This is a genomic window from Polyangiaceae bacterium (assembly GCA_015075635.1).
Taxonomy (GTDB): Bacteria; Myxococcota_A; Polyangia; order Polyangiales; family Polyangiaceae; genus JADJKB01.
On sequence record JABTUA010000001.1, the window covers coordinates 2,022,238 to 2,043,600 of the forward strand.

Here is a 21,363-nt window from a genome sequence, read left to right on the forward strand (position 1 = left end):
CAATTCGGGTGATGTCCGTGCGCCTTGGCTTGCTCTCGCTCCCGCTGTTCTTGCTCGCTTGTTCCGCCCGCAATCTCGACGACTACGACAGCAGCGGCGGGTCGGCCGGCGGCGGCGCTGCGCCAGGTGGTGGTGCCGCGGGTCTCGGCGGCGGAGGGACCGGGAACACGGGCGGAGCGGCGGGCGGCGGCGGAAGCGGCAACGCCGGCGGCGGCGGCGGGACCACCGGCGGGGGAGGCAGTGGAGGGACGACCGGGGGAGGCGGCAGCGGAAACACCGGAGGCGCCAGCGGTGGCACGACGGGAGGCGGCGGAGCTGGCGCGACGGGCGGCAGCAGCGGCGCCACGGGCGGCAGCGGCGGCGCGACGGGCGGCAGCGGCGGCGCGACCGGCGGCAGCGGCGGCGCGACCGGCGGCAGCGGCGGCGCGACCGGCGGCAGCGGCGGCACCGGCGGCACGACGCCGGTCTGCGGCAACAGCAAGCTCGAAGCCGGCGAGCAGTGCGACGACGGCAACAAGAACGCCGGCGACGGCTGCAACCCCACCTGCCAGGTCGTGTGCACCGAGAAGGCCTCGACCGCGGTGCCTTACACGGTCAACGGCCGGGTGCACTGCTACTGGCGCGTCGGCAGCAGCAACAGCTTCGCCGACAGCAGCATGAAGTGTCAGAGCTCGGGCGCGCACCTGGCGACGATCCTCACCAGCGGCGAGAACGCGTTCGTGCTCGGCCTGTGCCCGACCGCCGATCCCCGTTGCTGGATCGGCGGCACCGACGGTCAGACCAAATCGTCCGCGACCGAGGCCCCGTACTCTTGGATCACCGGCGAGACGATGTCGTATCTCAACTGGGCCTCCGGGCAGCCCGAACACGGCCCGTGCGGCACCGGGTGCTACCAGCATCGGGTGGCGATCAAGTCCACCGACGGCAAGTGGGAAGATCGCAGCGAAGACGACAGCGAAGACGCCATCTGCGAGTGGGAGCCCAAGCCCTGAGCGTGCGCCTGCGCAGCTGAGCGGGCGGGTGCGCAGCTCGCTCGGGGTTTCGCCCGAAACCAGTCTGGCCCGGGCCTTGCTCTCGTCAGCGCATGCGCCGACGAACGACGGACTCCCTCGCCAAAGCCACACTCGCTGCCACCCTGGCGTTGGCACTCGTGGGTTGCGGCCCTGCGGCCTCGGACGACCTCGGCGAGCCCGCCGACGAAGAGCTCGCGGACTACGAGGGAGCGCTCGAAGCCGGCTTCGATCCGGCGGCAGAGTACGACGATCGGCTGCGGCACAACGCGCATCGCAAGAAGCACGTGGGCGCCGTCGCGCTCGAGAACCGGAAATGCTTGAAGAACATCGCCCGGGCCTGGGCCAAGCACCTGGGCGAGAGCGGCGCGTTCGAGCACAACCCGAGCTTCGCCAAGCAGATCACGAAGCAGTGCGCCTGGAAGTGGGAGCTCGTCGGTGAAAACATCGCCTACGGTCCCGACGAGCCCGCCATCTTCAAGGCCTGGCTCGCCAGCTCGCCGCACCACCAGAACATCGACCGGAAGCGCTTCCGCTACGTGGGCATCGGCGCCTATCGCAAGGGCGACACGCTCTACATGGTCGCGAACTTCGCCGACCCGCTCTGAACCCGCTGAAAGAGGCGCGCGCCGAGCTCAACGCGCGCGCGCCATCACCGAACCGCTCGCGTCGCCCACACCTTGGTTCGTCCAGTACACGCACGCTTCGTCCAGCGCCACGTCCCGCGGCACGACGAGCCCGGTCGCGAGCGTCTCCACGCTCCCCCCGGCCCGGGGAACGCGCGCCAGGCGGCCCGAGCTGGTCGCTCCGCCTTCCACCCAGTACAGGTGCGGCCCGCCCAGCGCGACGCCGTGGGCGAACGCCCCGCTCGACAGCACCTGGCGCGCGCCGCCGTCGCGGTGAACCCGTCCCACCTCGGCGTTCATGGCGTAGTAGACGTGACTGTCGTCCAGAGCGAGGTCGTTGCCGTTGGCCGCCGGCAGCGGCGCGAGCAGCTGTGGGACGGCGGTGGTCGCCGGCGCGAAGTGCCAGATCCCCGGCGTGTTACCGGTCGTGTTGTCGATCCAGAACGCGTGGCCTTCGCTCACCACGAGCGCTCCCGGGCTGTCGAGCCCGCTCGCCAGGAGCGTGGGCGCCACGCTCTCCGGCTCCCAGGCGAAGAGCGCGCCGCCCTTCACGCCTGGCCCCTGCCGAACCCAGACCGTCGTCGTGCCCGCGCGGGCGATCCCCGCCGGATGACCCGGCGACGCGGCCACGATCTGCTGGACTGCCGCGCCGTCCTTGGTGGCTGCGAGGACGCGGCCGTCCATCGGAGAAGTGACCCAGACGCGCTCCGCGTCGAGCGCCAGGTGCCGCGGCCGTCCCAGACCCGTCAGGAGCGCCAGCGCCGGTCCACCCGCCTTCGGGATGCGCAAGAGCTCGCCGCCGTCCACGGCGCTGGTCACGAACACGAACGCCTCGTCCACTGCGATGGCGTACGCGCGGGAAATCCCCGCCGCGAGCGTGACCGGCTCTGCGCCGAACGCGCAGCTCGGCGTGCCGCCAGCGCCTGCGCCGCCGCCGGAGCCCGCGCTGCCACCCGCGCCCGCGCCGCCACCAGAGCCGCCGGCGTCGGCGTCGGTCGTCTCCGCGGGCGGCGACGAGAGCCCGGAGCGCGAGCCGCAGGCGCCGAGCAGGAGCGCTAGACAGAGGCGGGCAGCACGCATGTGCGGGAGCATGCTGCGGTTGGGGCCGAGCTGGAAGGCGGTGGATCAGAACTGCCCGAAGATGCCGAGCTCACCCTTCTGACCCGTGACGGTGAGCCGCGGATACACTCGGACCTTCGCTTGCTCGGGCGGGCGCTCCCGGGGAACGTCCTCCCTGGCGATGACCGTGGCGTCCAGGATGATCGCCCCGACGATGCCGAGGGCAAAGCCGGCGGCTGCACCACCAAGGCAGCCGAAGTCTCCGGACGAGTCCCCTTCAGCCGCGCAGCCGATGACCGCGCCGCCGATCGGCATTCCCGCGCGGAGCCCCAGGGCTGGCAAAGGGCTCGCACCCGCGGCACGCCATGGTCATTTGTCCCGGGCGGCGCAGCGTTCGCGGTCGCGCACAGCGTGGACCCGTGAAACATTCTGGGCATGCTCAATTGCCCGACCTGCTCCAAGGCCGTGAACATCTACGCCAAGGTATGCCTGCACTGCGGCGGGTCGTTGACCCCCAGCGGCAGCACACCCGAAGCGCCGCGTGCCGCGGCGCCAAGCCCCGAGCCGTGCGCGAAGTGCCAGCACGGCCAGCTCATCGTGGTCTCGCCCTTCTACCTGCCGGACGTGCAGAACAACGGAAGCGTGATGCCGATGGCCGTCGCCTCCGGGCTCGAGGCCCGCTGGCAGGTCCTGACCGGGGGCAGCTTTCGCGCTCACGTCTGCCTGACCTGCGGCTACACCGAGTGGTACGCCCAGGAGCTCGGCGCGCTCGCCGCGACGGTCGGGAAGATCCCCAACGTGAGCGCCGTGGAAGCGAACGGAGCGACGCCCTATCGCTGAGCGGAAGTGAACGGCCGGATTGACCTTCTTGCCACGCCGGAGTGGACTGTCTCGAAGATGTCCTCGCTCGGTCGAATCGCGCCAATCGTCGCCGCGCTCGCGATCCTCGGGTGCGCGCGGGGCACGGGCACTCGAATGGTCACCGGCCCCAATGGCAGACCCGCGGCGGCCATCACTTGCAGGAAGTCTGCAGACTGCTTCGAACTGGCAGGGCGCGCGTGCCCCCACGGGTACTGGCTGCTCGACCGGGACGAGAGCTACGAAGGGCGCGGACGGGCCTGGGTCACCGGCGACACAGGTCATGCCCATGCAAAGGTTGACAGGACTGGCACGATGCTGATCGAGTGCCGCCCCGCCGACCCGTGGGCGGAGTGCAGCACGAAGCGCGATCGGTGGGACGCGTGCGTGGCTGCGGGCGGTAAGTGTCTACCCACCGGCGATGGTGGCAGTCGCTGCTCCTGGCCGCAGTCCCAGGCAGCGCCGCCGCGCTGAGGATCGTTTGCCCCGTCGGCCCGCACGCGTGTCAGATCGACTGCAAGCAAACCGACGGCTGCAAGGCGGCCACGGTCACCTGTGCGGCCGGCACCTGCGCGATGAGCTGCGGCGCCACGGCGAACGTGCGCCAGGACAGCAAGCTCATTTGTGGCTCGAACGACTGCTCCGTGACCTGCGGAGGTGCTTCGAAGCCGAGTGTGACGTGCGGTGCCGTTTGTCGCTGCACGACGTGCTGAAGATTGGTGCGAAGGAGAGGACTTGAACCTCCACCCTATTACTAGGACTGGAACCTGAATCTACGAGAGCGAGACGAAACAGCAGGATTTTTGCGGGATCGTGATGCGGGGAAGGGTGCTGGAGGGTAGGGGAGAGCATGGGTTTTGGGGGAGTGCCCCAGAATTCCAAGACCACTGAGGCGGTTCCGTGCTCGACCCTGCTGGCGCGGGTCGAGCCACGAACGTTTTTGGGTCAGCGGTGCCGCCGAAGCGGTAGCGGAAGTGGACTTCGGACGAGCCAACGACGACCATGCCTGCGTGCTCCGGTTGACGTTGCCAGCGCGTGCCACGGTGGGCGAGAGCTTCCAGCTCATCGAGCTCTGCAACGAAGCAGAGCGCGAGGTGGGCGAGGTCGAGATCGACTGCTCGCACACGAAGCTCTTCGGGCCCTTCGGGGTGGCATTGATTGCATCGGTGTTTTCCACGCGGCGGAAGTCTGGCCGGCCCACGGGTCTCACACGCCCACATGACCCCGACGCGAGCGCGTTCGCCGAGGAAGTTGGGCTCACCAAGTTCGCGGCGGGGCATCCGACCGGGCTCCGGACCCTCGAGCTGCGCGAAATGACCGCGCTCGATGCCGTGTACACCGACTCTGTCACCTCGATGCTCACGCATGGGGTGCCGGGAATGACATCCGAGAGCTCCTACACGATCCAGCTTTGCTTGAACGAGCTGCTGCAGAACGTGTTCGAGTGGTCGGAGTCGCCGATCGGGTGCGTCGTGCTCGCCCGCTGGTACAAGAAAACCCGCTCGGTCAGGCTCGCGGTCATTGACCGCGGCATCGGGATCCCGGCTGCACTTCGCCGCGAACGTATCCGTGCCCTCCACCGACAGAGCGACGCCGATGTGATCGAGGCGGCCGTCACGGCGCCTCGCTTGACCTCGCGTGCCAATCAGGTCGGGGGGCTCGGGCTCAAGACGATCCGTGAGACCGTGTGCAGTCGTCGCGGCCGCTTGACCATCGTGTCGCTCGCGGCCAAACTCACATGGTCCGGCGATCGCCTGTCTCGCTTCAAGAGCCCACCACTGCGCGGAACCGCAATCGAGATCGATTTCAGGCCCGACGCGGAGGTCCCGGACGAGCCCGGTTACACCCCACTGTTCTAATGGCCCGCATTCACATCGCGACCGAGTACCAGTCGAAGCGCGTTACGCGCAGCGATGGCGCCGAGCTTCGCGCGGCGATCGAGAAGCACTGGGCCGACGCGGAGCCGGTCGTGCTCGACTTCGCAGGGGTCCGCATCGCCTCGGTATCCTTCTTCGACGAGAGCTTGGGACGCCTGGCGCTTCTGCATCCGGTCGATGAGCTCACGACGCGGGTGAAGGTCGAGAACATCGATCCGGCGGATCGCCGGCTTCTGGACGACATCGTTCGCTCGCGCTCGCGGGAACGAACGGAGTCCGATTCGGCTCCACTGCCTGGGTGAGGAGGCAAGCGTGGTCGATGTCACCGACAAAGGTCGGGAGATTCGCGAGCGGAATCGCCTGGCCGAAGCCCTGATCCGAGAGTGGCTCGCGGACGAGTCCGGGTACGACGAGGCGACGTGGCCGGAGTTGGTCGAAGCCCTCGATGAGAGTCGGCGCGCCGTCGGCGCAGGTCCACTCCGCGGCGAGCGGTGAAGCTGGGCGCGAGGCCGCGCCTGCCCGATCGCTGCCCACCCGACTTCATCAGCGTCCCCTTCGGCCGCTCGCGCTCGAGCCAGGAACGGAGGAGCACTTCGATCGTCGGAGCGAGCTCGGTCCGCTCCGCGTATGCGACCGGTCAGCTCGCCCTGCGCCCCGCACCACCTGCGCGCGCGGCAGTCCGCATCCGGCGGCTGGGTCACTCGAAGCGGAACTTGCCGACTGCGGAAAGCTCGTCCACGACGCTGTTCCCTTCGCGGAAATAGCTTCCTCCCGCGACGAAGTCGCCGTCCGGGTGCCAGGCCATTCCTCGGTAGAGATCCCACGTCTCTCCCAGGTCTGCGATCCTGCACGCGGTGCCGTCGGCGCGGCAATGCGCCACCGGCGTCGGAGCATACGTGTCCTTGCCCACGGTCCCCGAGAGAGCAAGGCCGTGCGAGCCTGCGGCCACGGTGTCGAACAGAATGCTCGACGACATGACGCGCCGGCTGAGGACCGCTCCATCGGTGTCGAGCCAAACGAGCACCGAGCGCTCGACGTAGGCACCCCCGCCCAGCGCTTCGCCCTCGATCACGACGTCACCGCCTCCGATCACGGTCGCCACGAGGCGGCCGGTCGGGTCGATCGCGAGTGAACCGCCGTCCGCGATGGTCCCGCCGAACACCCGAGACCATCGGACCTCTCCCTCAGCGTCGAGAGCCAGCACATAGGCTGCGTTCATTCCTGGTGTGGGTGTGATCCCGGACCCCAGGTCCATCTGGTTGTTGGCGTGCCCTGCGACATACAAGTGGCCGTTCGGGCCGACGACGAGCTTCGGCCGCGGTGTGCCGAAGGTCCAATCGGCGGTGAACGCTCGCCCCCAGCGTGGCGCACCCTGTGGGTCCAGCGCGAAGAGGCACAGGTAGGGCCATGCGCCCGGGTGAGGAATCGGCGGAGGCGACGTCTCGATCTGGCCGACCTTCGCGGCATCGAAACAGGCGGCCGCAACGAACACGTTGCCCGATGCATCGACTGCGATGTCGAACCCGGTATTGACGGGGTTGAAGGGGTAGCCTCCGGTGGCATTGACGATGAGCTGCTTCCAAATGGGTTTGCCGCTCACCGAAAGCGCGACCACGTACCCCGACGGCGGGACCTCTTCCCCTCCCACGTTCGTGCCAAAGGAAGCGACTCCCAGCGCAAACACATTACCGGCGGGGTCGACCGTCACGGCATCGCCACGTCGCCCGGATGCGAGGCGTCGGTCGCGAAGGTCCAGATGGGCTGACCCGACTCATCGAGCATGGCAACGAACCCGCGTCGCGAGCCCGACTGCTCAATCACGCCAGCCGCCCCGAAATCGACCGGGCCTACGACGTTGCCCGCGATTGCAATCCGGCCATCCGCCCCGACGGCTAGTGCGTGGTTCTGCGCATGCGGGCCGAAGTGGCGTTTCCAACCCGACAGCCGGTCGACCTTCTCGTCGCCGCATCCGATCAGCGGGAGCGCTAACGCCACGGCGAGCACGCTCGCCCCCACCTCGATCCGAACCACAGCCATTGGCGCACCACACAGCATACGCCGGGCCAGGATTGCTTGCCGGACGTCCACTACGAGAGCGCGCCGGAGCGGCAGGATCTGTGCTGGTTCGTGATGCCAGCGAGTGGCGCTGGAGAGGGAGAGGCTCGCAGTCATCGACCGCGGCATCGGGATCCTGGCGGCGCTGCGCCGGGAACGAGTGCGTGCTCTCCGGGTACGATGAAGCGACATGGGCCGAGCTGGCCGAGGCGCTCGACCAGAGTCGGCGCGCGGTCGGTGCACGGTCGCTCCGCGGCCGGCGGTGGGGCGCCATTGACCAGGCCGACCCGAACGCTGCGCGTTCAACCGGAACGCACGATCGTCGCCACTCGCGACGGGATCTCGGTGAACAGGGGCACCGCGTCGTTGCCAAGCTCGACGCGCACGCGAATGATCCGCTCGCCGTCGCGGCCGAGATGCCCTCGATCCTCGATGACCTCGCCGCGCGCCATGTAGCTCCCGAACGGGAACGAAACGATGTCGCCGACGCGAGGCTTGCGGGATGCTGGGCGGGCGCGCGCGTGACTCATCTTGCTGAAACCTGACCCAAGCGTGGCCACTTGCGCGGCGGGCACCTGAGAATACCTCTGGACCGCGCCGGAGTCTCGATTGCCCCTGCTGCGCGGGACGCCGCCGTACGTGCGAATTGGCGGCGACGTTGCCGACGCCGCTCGATGGCCCTACCGTCAGTGCCGTGCCACCCCGAGACGCATCCACGACGGCCGATTTCGCGGAGCTCATCCGCAACGCGCGCCGTGCCACCCCCGCCGAGCTCCGGGCCCAACGCGTCAGCTTCGCCTTCGGCAACGTCGCGATCGAAAATCCGCGGATCACTCGAGAGGTGGTCGAGCGCGAGGCCGCGCGCATCAAGCCTCGCGCGTCGAGGTGACGTCACGTCAGGCGCCGGCCTGATCGTCTCGCCGGCAGGGTTCGTTGGTGCGAAGGAGAGGACTTGAACCTCCACCCTATTACTAGGACTGGAACCTGAATCTAAGAAAGCGCGCTGGAGCAGCGGGATTTCTGCGGGATCGTGATGCAGCGGGAGGCGCTTGAGCGTTGGGGAGAGCATGGGTTTTGGGGCAGTGCCCCAGAATTCCAAGACCCCTGAGGTGGTTCCGTGCTCGACCCCTTTGTAGGGGGGTCGAGCTAACGGCGGTGCGCCCGGCATGGGCACAACCTTGGAGGTGGAAGTCCTCTCGAAATTTGGTCATCAAAATCGAAGCGAACCGCAACTGCGGAAGGGTGACCGACCGTGGGAAGGAAGCGGGGAGCGAAACCGTGGGCCGACGAACAGGAATCGGATACGAGGCGGAGTCGGGTGAGCGAGCAGGCCGTATTCTGCGAAGCTCGGATGACCAAGACCCGGCGACGTAGATCCGGCGGTCGTGCGGTGAAGGGTTGTGCAATTACCCGGGGAGATCTCGCCTTGCGCCTGAAAGGGCGACGCTGTGCGAACGGCGGAGCGAGAAGTCAGCAGAGGTCGTAGTAGTCGCTGAGCTCGGCGACGAAGGACCGAACGAAGAGGAGAGCGAACGAACGTGGGTCTCAAAGGCACCAGGTCTCAGATGTCCGGGCAACTGGAGCTCCCGCTGGCAGATAGGGGTGAAGCCCCGAACAACCCGCGGAGCGAGGAAGTGCCGATGGCGACGCATGAGCTCGTACGCTCGGGAGCGAGCGACCTGATGATGAAGGTGTGTGAACGCCAGAATCTTCAGGCCGCGTTGAAACGAGTGAAAAGGAACAAGGGCAGTCCTGGTATCGATGGGATGACCGTAAGCGAGTTGCCCGACTACCTGCGCGCTCACTGGCACGAGCTCCGCGAGCAGTTGCTCACGGGGGCGTATCGGCCCGCGCCGGTGAGACGGCAGCTAATTCCCAAGGGAACCGGCGGAATGCGAGAGCTCGGCATTCCTACGGTGCTCGATCGGTTCATCCAGCAGGCCCTGCTTCAGGTCCTGCAACCGATGTTCGATCCGAGCTTCTCGCAGCACAGCCACGGCTTTCGACCCGGGCGGCGCGCACACGACGCTGTTCGTGAAGCGCAACGCTTCGTGCAAGAGGGCCGGCGGTGGGTGGTCGATGTCGATCTGGAGAAATTCTTCGATCGCGTCAACCACGACGTGCTGATGGGAAAGCTCGCGAAGCGGATCGCGGACAAGACGATGCTCGGACTCATCCGCCGCTACTTGAACGCCGGCATCATGGTCGGCGGAGTGGTGGTGGAACGGCACGAGGGAACGCCGCAAGGCGGGCCACTCTCGCCGTTGCTCGCGAACGTGCTGCTCGATGACATCGACAAGGAGCTGGAGAAGCGCGGACACGCCTTCGTGCGCTACGCCGATGACTGCAACGTTTACGTGCGGTCGCGGCGCGCCGGCGAGCGCGTGATGGAGCTGCTCCGGCGGCTCTACGCGAAGCAACGGCTCCAAATCAACGAGTCGAAAAGCGCGGTCGCACATGCCTTCGAGCGACAGTTTCTCGGTTTCGCATACTGGGCAGCGCCCAAACGCGAGATCCGAGTCCGCGTCGCACCGAAGGCCGTTGCAGCGATGAAAGCTCGAGTGCGGCGGACTACCCGCCGTAACGGCGGAAGAAGCCTGGCGCGGGTTTGCGAGGACTTGAAAGCATTCCTAACCGGATGGAAGGCATACTTCGATCTGGCCAAAACGCCGAAGGTCTTCGCCGATCTCGACCGTTGGATTCGACGCCGGCTGAGAATGCTCCAGCTCAAGCAGTGGCGACGCGGTCGCACCGTGTTTCGGGAGCTCGTGTCACGCGGTCTGACCGTGTGGCGCTCTCGTCGCGGTGCTGCCAACCACCGCCGTTGGTGGCGGAGCGCAATCAGAGACATCCAAATCGCACTTCCAAACTCGCTCTTCGACGAGCTGGGCGTACCCCGGCTCGCCGCGTGACCTCAACTTTTCGAACCGCCGGATGCGGTCCCGCACGTCCGGTGGTGTGGGAGGGGTCGCCGGGCGAAACCGGCGCCCCTATCCCGATTCTTTTGCTCCTGCGGTCACTTGGGGCGCCGCTCGACGAGCCGCCACTTGGGGCGCTCGCGCTCAAGCCAGTAGCGGAGGAGCATCTCGATCATCGGGGTGAGCTCCATCCGCTCCGCGCGCGCGACCTTGCGGAGCGCGTCGGCCACGTCGTCATCGATGTACAATCGGCTCTTCGGCGCGGGTTGCTCTTCGATCTCGACTTCGAGGCGCGGGCGCCGCTTTTTCGTAGCCATGCCAATACAGTAGCTACTTGACTAGCCATCGCGCAACCACTATACTGGCGGTCAGTATTGGGGAGGTTCGCATGGACTACGTCGTTGCCGCACCGGCGCCGCTCTTCTGGTGCGCGGAGGATCCCGCGTCGCCGTTCCTGACTCGGCGCGAGGCGGCCGGCTACCTGCGCGTCAGCGTGCGGACGTTCGACGCGCACGTGCGGGCGGGCGTGGCGGAGCACCGCATCGGCCGGAAACCGCTCTTCAAGAAGGAGGATCTCGCAGCATGGCTCGACCGTCAGAAGGCTGGAAATTGCGCAAGCGCGGCGGGCGCTACTTCGTCCGCTTCACCGTCGCGGGCGAGCGCGTGGAGCTCGCCACGGGCGCAAGAGATTCTGAAGAAGCTGCAAGGCGTGCGTCCAAGCTCTACTCCGAGCACCAGCTCTCCGCACCGGCGCGCCGGCTGAAGGTTCTGGGCCCGGAGCTCGCGCTGGTCGAGATCGCCGCGACCTGGATCGCCGACATCGAAGGCGAGCTCGACGCCGCGACCCTCGACACCTTCGTGATCTACGCGCGCCACTTCCAGGCCTTCTTCGGCTCGATGGCGGGGATCACCGACGCCGCTTGCGCCCAGTACAGCCGCGAGCGCTTGCGGAAGGTGAAGCGCCAGACCGTCCGCAAGGAGCTGAGCGCACTCCGGCGCTTCGTGCGCTGGTGCGTGCAGCAGGGGGTGCTCTCGCGCGAGCCGCACATCCCGAACCCGCCGCCCCGCGCCACGGGAACGGCGTACTTCAAGCGTCGGCGAAGCAAAGCGACGGTAATCACGCCCGCGGAGGCGTTGGCGATCATCGAGGCGTTGCCCGAGTGGTCGAAGAAGCCCGGCGGCAAGCTGTTCCCGGTCCGCGCGCGGATCCGCTTCGCGTGGGAGACCGCGCTCCGTCCGAAGACGATCGACAACCTGAACGTGCCCGAGCACTACACTCGTGGATCGGCCACGCTGCTGATCACTGACGAGATCGACAAGGCGCGCTTCGGTCGGGAGATCCCCCTGACGGAAGCGGCGCGGGCCGCGATCGACTCGGTCTGCCCAGACGTCGGAGTCATCTTCGGGCGCCACCACTGCCGGGACCGGCTCACCGCGGCGGCCCGAGCGGTGCTGCCGCCGGAGAAGGCTGCGACGTTCACGCCGTACGACCTGCGGCACTCGCGGGCGACGGAATGGGCGGAGTCGGGGAACCTCGTCGGGGTCGCGTTCCTGCTCGGGCACAAGCACATCAGCACGACGAATCGGTACACCAAGCCGAATGAGGCGGCGGCGAGGAGGGTGTTGGGGGTGAAGGACGTGGCGCGGCCCACGTGGGAGCTCAGCGTCGCCGCGTGACGAGGCGACGCCACCAGGCGATCAGTGCCATCCGACCGCGCTTGCCGAGCTTCCGGAGATAGGGATTGGGCCGGCCGTTCTCGAGCGTGTACTCGCTGCGCATCGGGCTCAATTCACCTGAAGGACGTTCTGCGCGACGCCGTCGATGCCGTCGTTGGAGCCGGGCTTGCCGCCCGTTCCCTTCGTGCCCTTCTTCCCGAACGTGAGCTTGGCGCTGCCGTTGATCGTCGGTGCGGCAGTTCCCTTCCAGACGACGGGGACGCTGATGCCACCGGCACCACCGCCACCGGCCCCGCCAGAGCCCCCGGCTGCTCCGTTTCCCCCTTGGCAGGCGAGTGAGCCTTGGATGCCACCCCCACCAAAGGAGGTCTGACCGGCTTGCCCCGCAACGCCATTCCCGCCGTTGCCCGCATCGCTCGCGACGAGCTCACAGCCGGCATCGAGGCTTACGGTTGAGTCGAGGGCGATGAGTGCGATGCTGGCGCCGCCCCCGTCGCCGCCTGGTCCACCCGCACCGCCGCACCCGCCGCAGCCTCCTCCGCCACCACCGCCCGTGGCAGAGCTCGCGCCCCCTCCGCCGCCTTGGCCCGGTCCGCCGGGGGAGGCACTGGCTCCTTTCGCTGGTGACCAGGCCGTACCGACCACCGTGCCGACGGTGCTCGCCCCGGCGGCGTCAGAGGCCGCAGAGGCAGGCGAACCGTCCTTGCCCGCGCCGCCGCTGCCGCAACTGCCGGGCGTACCACCCTGTCCGCCGCCCAAAGCCGGGAGGCCCGGGTTTCCTGCTTGTGGCGTGGGCGCACTCCCGCCGGCTCCCCCGATCGTGTTGTCGCTGGCAGGGCAAACACATTGCTTCACTGCGCCGCCAGCGAGCCCGCTCGCGTTGTTGCCGTTCAAGCTCGCCTGGGTCGGGTAGGTGTAAGCCGACAGCACCCCACTCGCGCCCGTGACGCCCTTGCCCGCCGCGAGCTTCACACGGTGGAGCTTCACGTCAGTGCTCGCCGCGATGGTTGCGGCCACGCTGCTCTCGCCGGCCGCGGTCGCGTCAGCTGACCCGAACTCGACGTCCTCGATTAGGACCGTCGCGCTCGCGCCGTTGATGTCCAGCGCCGTTCCCTTCACCGCCGGCTTCACCACCGCGCGCTTACCCGTCTCGTAGCTCCAGTCCGTGCACGAGAATCCGCCGAACAACTTCCCACCGGCGGTGATTTTGACCTGCTCTGCGTACGTGGTGTCGCACACCAGAATCAGCTTTCCACTCGCCGCCGCGAGCGCTTCGGTGATCGTCTTGAACGGGCTGGCCTTTGTCCCCGTGCCCGTCGTCGCGACCGTGCCGTTCACGAACACCGCGTGCTGATCGTCCACCAAGCACGCTTCTTCGCTCGGAGTCTTGCTCGTGTCGCACTGCCCGCCGTCGGTGCCAGCGGTACCGCCGGACCCCGACACGCCGCCAGTGCCGCCAGCACCGCCCGTGTTGCCTGTGCCCCCCGTGTTGCCCGTGCCCCCCGTTCCCGAGGTGCCTCCGGTCCCCCCGCCCCCGCCGCCGCTCGCACCACCGGTGGCACTCGACGGTTCGAATTCCCCGCTCGAGCAGGAGAGCGTGCAGGCGATGATGCCCACTCCCAGCGTGCTCGCCGCCCTGCGGGCGGCTGCGGGCGCTGCCCCTCCCATGCGTCCGCGCTCGCGCTCTGCGCTCGCGGCGGCCGCGGGAGGGGAAGAGCGGGTCGGATAGTGCACCTACTTCACCTCGAGCGTGTTCTGCGCAAGGCCGTCGATGCCATCGTTGCTGCCGGCCTTGCCTCCGGCGCCCTTGTTGCCCTTCGGGCCCAGCGTGACCTTTGCGCTGCCGTCGATGGACGGTGCGGCTGAGCCCTTCCAGACGACGGCCACGCTGATGCCGCCGGCACCGCCGCCGCCTGCTCCGCCTGCTCCGCCGGCAGCGCCCGCGCCTCCCTGGCATCCCCCACTCACGTCAGGCAGTCCGCCGTTACCTCCGGAGGGCTGCCCTACCTGTCCCGCCGCGCCCGCGCCACCGTTCCCCGCATCCGCGGTCGCGAGCTCGCTGCCCGCGTCGATGGAGACCGTGGAGTCCACCGTGACGAGCGCGATGCTCGCGCCACCACCTCCGCCACCCGGCCCGCCTGCTCCGCCGCAGCCGCCGCAGCCGCCGCCGCCACCTCCTCCGGAGACCGAGCTTGCGCCGCCACCGCCACCTTGGCCTGGGCCGCCGGGAGTGGCGTTCGCGCCTTTGGTTGGCATCCAGGTCGTGCCGGCCAGCGTGCCGAGGGTAGAGGCGCCGGGGGCTGAAGTCGCCGCGGGTGCCGCCGCGCCGTCCTTGCCGGTGCCTCCTGAACCGCAACCGACAAGCTTTACGCCGCCCTGGCCGCCGCCGAGCGCGGGGAGTCCAGGATTACCGTCCTGCGGCGTTGGTGCGTTTCCACCGGCGCCTCCGGTGGTCTGATCTCCTGCCGGACAACTGCAGGCTTTTGGCGCTCCGCCTGCGATCCCAGATGCGCTGTTTCCGTTCAACGTGCTTTGCGCGGGATAGGTGAATGGGCCTAGGACTCCGTTCGTGCCCGTGACGCCCTTGCCCGCCGCGAGCTTCACACGGTGGAGCTTCACGTCAGTGCTCGCCGCGATGGTTGCGGCCACGCTGCTCTCGCCGGCCGCGGTCGCGTCAGCTGACCCGAACTCGACGTCCTCGATTAGGACCGTCGCGCTCACGCCGTTGATGTCTAGCGCCGTTCCCTTCGCCGCCGGCTTCACCACCGCGCGCTTACCCGTCTCGTAGCTCCAGTCCGTGCACGAGAATCCGCCGAACACCTTCACGCCGGCGGTGACCTTGACCTGCTCTGCGTACGTGGTGTCGCACACCAGAATCAACTTTCCACTCGCCGCCGCGAGCGCTTCGGTGATCGTCTTGAACGGGCTGGCCTTCGTCCCCGTGCCCGTCGTCGCGACCGTGCCGTTCACGAACACCGCGTGCTGATCGTCCACCAAGCACACTTCTTCGCTCGGAGTCTTGCTCGTGTCGCACTGCCCCCCGTCGGTGCCACTGATACCGCCGGAGCCCGACACACCGCCGGTGCCGCCAGCACCGCCCGTGTTGCCTGTGCCCCCCGTGTTGCCCGTGCCCCCGGTTCCCGAGGTGCCTCCGGTTCCCCCGCTTCCGCCGCCGCTCGCACCACCGGTGGCGGGATTGCACGTCTTGTCATCCTCGCAGGAGGGGTCGCCGGAGCAGCCGGACGAGAATGCGAGAATCAAGGCACTTCCAAGGACAATTGTCTTCGTTCGCATTGGTGTTTCTCAAAAAGTTCCGGACAGGAAGAGGCCCGCTTGGGACGGCGAGACCGCGGGCATTGCGGTGATGGTCTTCGCGCTTGTTCGTGCAGACGGGCTCCCGGACGTTGGCCAGAGCAGGTAGCCGATGCCGATCGCGACTGCGGCACCGCCCACTATCAGCGAGAGGTTACGGAGATCGGCGGCGCGATTCGTTGCCAGGTTCTTGTCGTGAAGGTCGGCGCACTCGCTGGGAGTAGCTGTGCCGGTCCCGCAGCCCTTGGGATCGACTGCGTCGGAGAGGGCTGCGGCGTCCGTCGCATTCGAGCTGCGCGAGAGCTCGAAGACCAGGGCGCCGCTGAGACCCACCAGGGCGACGCCACCCGCGATGTAGACAGGCAGCATGCTCTTTGGTGCCGGTGCCGAGCTGGGACTGGGCGGAACGCCGTTGGCCGGTTGCTCCGAGCTCGCTGGGCTCGACGCGACGCGCTCCAAAACGAGGGCGACGTTCACGCTTTGCCCCTTCTTGGCTCTCACCACCTCGGCTTTTTGCACGAATCCCGCCGCGGTTGCGGTGATCGTTCGCTCGCCGGGCTCGACGTAAAGCGGTCCGTCAAAGGGTGCGGAGCCCACGGTGCGCCCGTCGATCGAGATTTCGGCGCGTTCTGGCGCGACCGTCAGGTTGAGCTCGACCACCTCGCGTTTCGCCTCCGCGTGGGCCTTCGCGACGCGCTCGCGCTGGGCAGCGTCGGCGCTCGGCGGCATATTGCGCAGGGCGAAGGACAGGTGCTCTGCCGCATCGCGATATCGCCCGAGCATGCCTTCGCACATCGCAAGGTTGGTCGCGATGTCCGGGCTGTGTTGGAGCGACCACGCTTCCGTCAGGAGCTTAGCGGCTTCTTCGTATTTCTTCGCGTCCTGAAGCGGCTTGGAGCGCTGGAAGAGCTCGTGTGCGCGATCAATCTCGGTTTGAGTCGGCTTGAGTGGGTCGGCCTGGGCGCCATGCGACAAGAGCACGGAGCACGACACGATGACGGCGAAGAGGGGAAGTAGCGTGCGCATGTCAGAAAACACTGGGGCCGAACGGGTTGTCGGTACTGGGCGCTGCCGGTGGCGAGGGGCTCGCGGAGGGAGCCGAGCTTCGGGGTTTCGCACCGAGGGCCGGCGCGGAAGACGCAGGCCCGGCCGGAATCCGCTTCGTGGGCGCCGCCGGGGCCGCCGCGGCGGGCGTCGCCGGCGAGGCGGATTCGATCGAGGTAGTGACGACGGGCGCCGTCTGGGTGGCCGGAACTACGGGTTCGGGTGGCTCAAGCGGCTCGACCGCACTCGCGCGAGGTGCGGGTACCGGGTCGGGACTGCCCAGCGCGACCACGGTCCCGACGACACCCGCGATCGCAAGCACGACCAAAATCAGAGCGATGCCGCGCGGCTTGGTCGGAGGCCGCGCCGGGGGCTCGACGCCGTGCTCGCTGGCTGGTGCCTCATCGGCCCACTCTGGTGTCTCCGGTCCGGGCACCACGACAGGCGCCGGCCCCGCACTCGGCGGCGCCTCGTCTGCGCCTGGCGCGCCTGCGTGCAAGCCGCGAAGCGTGGGCTCGCGTCGGACCAAGTCTCGGATGGTGTCCTTCTCGATCGGGCTGCGGAGCTTGCGTTGGGTCGGCACCTTTCGCGGATCGACGTCGGGTTCCACGGCGACCGTCTGCATTTCGAACGTGTTGTGATTCGTTCGGCCTGGAAGCTCACGCGGCCCTTCGTACGCCGCCGCCTGGCTCGGAAGGTCGATCGGCGTGGCGTCGGGGGGCACCTCCCGCAGGTCCCCGCCCGCCAGCGGCAACGGTGCCCTCGGCGGCAGCGCCTCGCCCCGCTTCAGTCGCTCGATGTCCTCGGGCGCGACGTCGCTGAAGGCCCCGGGCTCGAACTCCACGGTCTCCAGATGCGTCGGGCCGGCTTTTCCCGGCTCGGCTGGCTTGGAGGCTCGTTCGGTCATCGCCCGTTCCCCGCCGTTCTCCCGGACGGAGGAGTAGCGCGACCACGGCTGCGAGCCAAGGAATGGGAGCCGGCCAGGGTTGGGCGGCAGGCCGGGGCGGCGCCTGATTCGATGGCGCCTCCTCGGCGCGCGCGCCGCGCGGGTTGCTCGATTTCTTCGGTAGACTCATTGTCCGGGCCGGGCATCTGATGACCGCACTGCAAAAGAACCCCTTCGAAGGCACCCCTTACCGGGCCCTGCGCCGCCTCGGCGCAGGTGGCATGGGCGAGGTCTTCGAGGTGGAGCACGAGATCGTCGGAAAGTTGATGGTCGCGAAGGTGCTTCGGGCGGAGTTATCGAAGGACGCGGGGACCGTCGATCGGATGCGGGTCGAGGCCCAGGTCCTTGCGCGGCTCGAGCACCCGAACATCGTCAGCGTCAGCGACTTCCGGACCACCGCGGACGGCCGCCCCTTCTTCGTCATGGAGCTGCTTCAGGGCTGCACCGTGGGGCAGGAGCTCCGGAAAGCTGGCCCGTTCAGCGTCGAGAAGGCGATCGAAATCATGCGACAGGTCTTGGGTGCGCTCTCCGCCGCTCACGGCCTCGGTCTCGTGCACCGCGACATCAAGCTCGACAACGTGTTCCTGCACCGCACTCCGAGCGGCGAGCGCGTGGTCAAGGTCCTCGACTTCGGTGTCGCGAAGGTGCTCGGCGGCCACGGAGGTAGGGCACCGGCGCCACCCTCGCTCCCGACAGCAGAAGGCGTGATCGTGGGTACGCCGCGTTACGTCAGTCCCGAACAGGTACGGGGCAAGGATGTCGATCAGCGAGCCGACATCTACGGCGCCGGGCTGATGCTCTACATGTTGATCACCGGGCGTGGCCCGTTCGATCACGTAAACGGACGCGATGACTTGTTCATCGCCCATCTGACTGACGATCCCGAGCCGCCGTCGAAATACTCGGAGCAGGCTGTGCCACACGAGCTGGACGCCGCGATTCTGCGTGCGCTCCAGAAGTCGCCGGACGACCGCTTTCAAACCGCGCAGGCTTTCGAGGTGGCCCTGGCATCGATCGCCTCGAAGCGAAGCACGCCGATGGGATGGCTCGAGACCGAGCCAAGCCCAACGCCGGCTGCGGCGACGGCCCTACCAACCGCCACGATCCGAACCGGCGCGCCAGTGTTCGAAGACACGGTGCAAGACCGCCCGGCCGCCCGCCGAGTCGTGCCGACGGAAGTCCTGGAGGACCGCCCGCCGCCGTCAGCTCCCGAGGTCTCGACGCGGACCGCCCCGGGCGTCCCGCCTTCACCCGTGCCGGTGCCCGACCCCCCGCCCGCGCCCGCTTCGGGTTCGACGCCCGCCAGCACCTATGCGGCCGGGATCTTCGCTGCGATCGCGACATCCTTCGTGGGGCTCTGGGTGGTCCAGGCGCCGTCGGCTTTCGCCATCCTCGGAGTGCTCGTGGCCAGCGTCGTGGCCGCCGCGCTGGCGGCGACGATCGCCGCGAGATTCGCGCGCTGAGTCTCGATCCCACCGCGATCAGCGGGAGCGCACGACCGTCGCCACTCGCGACGGGATCTCGGTCAATAGCGGCTCGAGATCGTTGCCAACCTCCACACGCACGCGAATGATCCGCTCCCCATCGCGACCGAGATGCCCTCGATCCTCGATGACGTCACCGCGCGCCGTGTAGCTCCCGAAGGGGAACGACACGATGTCGCCGACCCGGGGCTCCCGGGGCAGTGGGTGGATATGCGCGTGCCTCATCGCCTTGAAATCTATCACCACGCAGCTTCTTCGACGATCGCCGCGAGATTCGCGCGCTGATTGTCGTGCCGTGCGACAGGAGTATGCTCGCTCGGCACCTGGGACGTGGGCGTGATGGTGGACGCGAGCGGCTACTCCGACCGAGGTGATGACCCGTTCAAGCCCGGGGATGTCGTCGAGGGCCGCTACAAGGTGATCCGGCGCCTCAGCGCCGGCGGAGTCGGTGCAGTCTACGAGGTCGAGCACGCCTTCACCGGCATGCACGTCGCGCTCAAGGCCCTGCACAACCAGAGCGGGGACAACCCGGAGCGCATGCGAGCCGAGGCCCGAACGCTCGCCGAGATGCGACACCCAAACATCGTGCAGATCACCGACGGTGGAGTGACCGACCGCACGGTGTGGTTCACGATGGAGCTGCTCGACGGGCGCACGCTACGAGAGGAGATCCTCCGCGCAGGCCCGCTGAGCATCGCGCGCGCCCTGCGCTTCGGGATGCAAGTCGCGGAGGGAGTCGCGGTCGCTCATGCCGCTGGTGTCATCCACCGCGACCTTAAGCCCGAGAATATCTTCGTGGTCGCCGAGAGCGACAGCATCAAGATCCTCGATTTCGGCACCAGCAAGATCACGAGCAAGCAGCGGCGGTCACAGATGCTGAAGACCACCGATCGCTTCCGACTCATCGGCACCCAGGCGTACATGCCGCCCGAACGGCTGCGCGCCGGGCTCGCCGACGCGCGGGCCGACGTTTACGCGGTCGGTCACATGCTCTACGAGATGATCGCGGGCCGGCACTGTTGGAGCGAAGGCCCGGGCCCGCTCGATCTCCCGCCGCCGCAGGAGCTCGGCCTCCGGCAGATCTACACCATCCCCCGCCCGCTGCGAGAGCACGCCCCCGACGTCCCGGAGTTCATCGAGGCGCTGGTGCTCACGGCGCTTGCAAAGGATCCGGATCACCGGCAGCAGACGATGCAGGAGATGGCCGCGGCGCTCCGCTCTGCACTCGAGCGCTACAAGCGCGAACACCCAGTCGAACCACCTCGCAGGGTTCAGACCGCTGCGCCGGCAGGCGAAACGGTTGAGGCGACCACACGCGAGCAGCCTCTTTGGGTGGCATCGAGGCCGCCGCAGCAAGCCTTCGAGGATCGCGCGCGTATCGATGCGCTCCTGGTCTGTGGCGCTGCGCGATTCGCCGCTGGGTCGACAGAGCCGGATGAGCTCGAGAAGGGCCTGAAAGCGACCGCGCTAGCCGAGGTCGCGGATCCGGCGCGACGCGGAATGCTGCGCGTAATCGCGCACGCGTCCGCGGAGGCCAATCCGAAGTGGCGAGAGTCTGTGCGCCGCGTGATTTGTTGGATCGGGCGCTCCGAGGGTCCCGAGCACGAGCAAGCCCTCCAGCAGTTGGTGCGCTCGCTCGAGAAACGCGGCTGGAAACCCGCCGGCGATCGGATCGAGCCACTGTGGCACGCGGATCTCGCGCTCGGCGCCGTGATGCTGCTCGACCCCGAACGACGCCTCGACTCCGCCGAGAACGCGCTCGTTCGCCTGCGAGACCTCGGCGACGATGTGCAGAGCCTGGCGGTCTCGGTCATGGTCGCGTTCGCGCGAACGCCGGCTGCGCTGCACCCCGCGCCACGCGGGGCCCTCCTCGCGCTCTTGCTCGGCGGCCCCGAGGACTCGGAGCTCGCTCACTCGGAGCTCGCGCAGTTCGTGCTGAACGCGGCCGCCGCAAGTGGTCCCGCGCCGCCGCGGGTCGCCGCAGTACCGGTCGCACCCCGGCGTCCCGCTGCCACGCCAATGGCGCCGACGGTGGCATCACCGCCCCTGGCAATGGCTCAGCCGGTGCGAAAAGCGTCGCCGCCGCCAGCACCGGCGAAGATCGGATGGGTGATCGGGATCGGCGCTCTGGCATCGGGGCTCGTGCTCGCGGGTGGGTTCGCCATGAAGTCGCGCGCCAACGCGCCGGCGGCGCCCGAAGCGTCGGCCGCAGAGGAAGAGCGCGCGGAAACGCCCCCGCCACCGATCGCGAGCGCGGTGCCGACAGCAAGCGTGGCTGAGCCGCGACCTAGTGATTCCGCAAGTTCCGTAGTCGCTCCGAAGCCCAAAGAGACGCGTCCGGCGGCGGATGTGCCGGCGGCGCGAAGGGCGCCCCGTCCCACGGCCTCGGCGACACGCTTGCCGGCGTCGGGGTTGTGAATGATCTGTTCAACTGGATGAGCCTCCCGGGTTACGCTGCCGTCGGTTGCTACCCTGCGGCGGGTCGGGTCGGCCAATC

At 68.4% G+C, this 21,363-nt stretch carries 21 protein-coding genes; 11 read left to right on the forward strand and 10 right to left on the reverse strand.

Features of this window, described 5'->3' with window-relative positions; translation table 11 throughout:
* Positions 1-11 precede the first annotated feature (11 nt).
* Both HS104_09050 and HS104_09055 read left to right on the forward strand, forming a co-directional pair.
* Positions 12-992, forward strand: a complete 981-nt coding sequence (locus tag HS104_09050) for a hypothetical protein (GenBank protein MBE7480117.1) — start codon at positions 12-14, stop codon at positions 990-992.
* A 92-nt stretch (positions 993-1,084) separates the two neighbouring features.
* A complete protein-coding gene (locus HS104_09055; protein MBE7480118.1) occupies positions 1,085-1,618 on the forward strand; it encodes a hypothetical protein in 534 nt (177 codons plus the stop codon).
* Positions 1,619-1,645: 27 nt separating this feature from the next.
* Here HS104_09055 and HS104_09060 read toward each other — a convergent pair whose 3' ends face one another.
* The gene (locus HS104_09060) at positions 1,646-2,716 is read right to left on the reverse strand and encodes a hypothetical protein (GenBank protein MBE7480119.1); all 1,071 of its coding nucleotides are present in this window, start codon (positions 2,714-2,716) and stop codon (positions 1,646-1,648) included.
* 45 nt (positions 2,717-2,761) lie between these two features.
* Positions 2,762-3,010 carry a hypothetical protein gene (locus HS104_09065; protein MBE7480120.1) on the reverse strand — a complete coding sequence of 83 codons (249 nt, stop codon included), beginning with the start codon at positions 3,008-3,010 and terminating at the stop codon, positions 2,762-2,764.
* Positions 3,011-3,130: 120 nt separating this feature from the next.
* On the opposite strand from HS104_09065, the gene HS104_09070 reads away from it, so the two are divergent.
* From HS104_09070 to HS104_09085, 4 genes are all read left to right on the forward strand, one after another.
* Entirely contained in the window at positions 3,131-3,535 is a 405-nt protein-coding gene (locus tag HS104_09070; protein ID MBE7480121.1) for a hypothetical protein, read from the forward strand.
* Positions 3,536-4,527: 992 nt separating this feature from the next.
* On the forward strand, positions 4,528-5,412 hold the full coding sequence (locus tag HS104_09075; GenBank protein MBE7480122.1) for a hypothetical protein: 885 nt from the start codon (positions 4,528-4,530) through the stop codon (positions 5,410-5,412).
* Positions 5,412-5,732 carry an STAS-like domain-containing protein gene (locus tag HS104_09080; GenBank protein MBE7480123.1) on the forward strand — a complete coding sequence of 107 codons (321 nt, stop codon included), beginning with the start codon at positions 5,412-5,414 and terminating at the stop codon, positions 5,730-5,732. The genes HS104_09075 and HS104_09080 overlap by 1 nt, the downstream gene beginning before the upstream one ends.
* A gap of 10 nt (positions 5,733-5,742) precedes the next feature.
* Positions 5,743-5,925: a hypothetical protein gene (locus HS104_09085; GenBank protein MBE7480124.1), complete on the forward strand. Its 183-nt coding sequence runs from the start codon at positions 5,743-5,745 to the stop codon at positions 5,923-5,925.
* 202 nt (positions 5,926-6,127) lie between these two features.
* Here HS104_09085 and HS104_09090 read toward each other — a convergent pair whose 3' ends face one another.
* The 3 genes from HS104_09090 to HS104_09100 all read right to left on the reverse strand — a co-directional run bounded on the left by HS104_09090 (position 6,128) and on the right by HS104_09100 (position 8,060).
* On the reverse strand, positions 6,128-7,138 hold the full coding sequence (locus HS104_09090) for a hypothetical protein (protein MBE7480125.1): 1,011 nt from the start codon (positions 7,136-7,138) through the stop codon (positions 6,128-6,130).
* A complete protein-coding gene (locus HS104_09095; protein ID MBE7480126.1) occupies positions 7,135-7,467 on the reverse strand; it encodes a hypothetical protein in 333 nt (110 codons plus the stop codon). Before HS104_09095 ends, HS104_09090 begins: the two co-directional genes overlap by 4 nt.
* A 320-nt stretch (positions 7,468-7,787) precedes the next feature.
* Entirely contained in the window at positions 7,788-8,060 is a 273-nt protein-coding gene (locus tag HS104_09100) for a hypothetical protein (protein ID MBE7480127.1), read from the reverse strand.
* A gap of 119 nt (positions 8,061-8,179) precedes the next feature.
* Here HS104_09100 and HS104_09105 point away from each other — a divergent pair, with 119 nt between their 5' ends.
* Complete coding sequence (locus HS104_09105) at positions 8,180-8,374, forward strand: hypothetical protein (protein MBE7480128.1); 195 nt, start codon at positions 8,180-8,182, stop codon at positions 8,372-8,374.
* 676 nt (positions 8,375-9,050) lie between these two features.
* Positions 9,051-10,397 carry a group II intron reverse transcriptase/maturase gene (gene ltrA / locus HS104_09110; protein ID MBE7480129.1) on the forward strand — a complete coding sequence of 449 codons (1,347 nt, stop codon included), beginning with the start codon at positions 9,051-9,053 and terminating at the stop codon, positions 10,395-10,397.
* Between the two features lie 104 nt (positions 10,398-10,501).
* Here ltrA and HS104_09115 read toward each other — a convergent pair whose 3' ends face one another.
* Complete coding sequence (locus HS104_09115) at positions 10,502-10,720, reverse strand: hypothetical protein (GenBank protein MBE7480130.1); 219 nt, start codon at positions 10,718-10,720, stop codon at positions 10,502-10,504.
* 292 nt (positions 10,721-11,012) lie between these two features.
* Between HS104_09115 and HS104_09120 the strand changes: the two genes are divergently transcribed.
* A complete protein-coding gene (locus tag HS104_09120; protein MBE7480131.1) occupies positions 11,013-12,080 on the forward strand; it encodes a tyrosine-type recombinase/integrase in 1,068 nt (355 codons plus the stop codon).
* 108 nt (positions 12,081-12,188) lie between these two features.
* On the opposite strand, the gene HS104_09125 is transcribed toward HS104_09120, so the two are convergent.
* Genes HS104_09125 through HS104_09135 form a run of 3 tightly spaced genes read right to left on the reverse strand, consistent with a single transcriptional unit; the run spans position 12,189 to position 16,418 of the window.
* Complete coding sequence (locus HS104_09125) at positions 12,189-13,814, reverse strand: hypothetical protein (protein MBE7480132.1); 1,626 nt, start codon at positions 13,812-13,814, stop codon at positions 12,189-12,191.
* Positions 13,815-15,341, reverse strand: coding sequence for a hypothetical protein (locus HS104_09130; protein ID MBE7480133.1), 1,527 nt, complete (start codon positions 15,339-15,341; stop codon positions 13,815-13,817).
* A gap of 42 nt (positions 15,342-15,383) precedes the next feature.
* Positions 15,384-16,418, reverse strand: a complete 1,035-nt coding sequence (locus HS104_09135; protein MBE7480134.1) for a PEGA domain-containing protein — start codon at positions 16,416-16,418, stop codon at positions 15,384-15,386.
* A gap of 1,113 nt (positions 16,419-17,531) precedes the next feature.
* On the opposite strand from HS104_09135, the gene HS104_09140 reads away from it, so the two are divergent.
* Positions 17,532-18,845 carry a serine/threonine protein kinase gene (locus HS104_09140; protein ID MBE7480135.1) on the forward strand — a complete coding sequence of 438 codons (1,314 nt, stop codon included), beginning with the start codon at positions 17,532-17,534 and terminating at the stop codon, positions 18,843-18,845.
* A gap of 18 nt (positions 18,846-18,863) precedes the next feature.
* Here HS104_09140 and HS104_09145 read toward each other — a convergent pair whose 3' ends face one another.
* A complete protein-coding gene (locus HS104_09145) occupies positions 18,864-19,091 on the reverse strand; it encodes a hypothetical protein (GenBank protein MBE7480136.1) in 228 nt (75 codons plus the stop codon).
* Between the two features lie 60 nt (positions 19,092-19,151).
* Between HS104_09145 and HS104_09150 the strand changes: the two genes are divergently transcribed.
* Positions 19,152-21,284, forward strand: coding sequence for a protein kinase (locus HS104_09150; GenBank protein MBE7480137.1), 2,133 nt, complete (start codon positions 19,152-19,154; stop codon positions 21,282-21,284).
* The last annotated feature ends 79 nt before the right edge of the window (positions 21,285-21,363 follow it).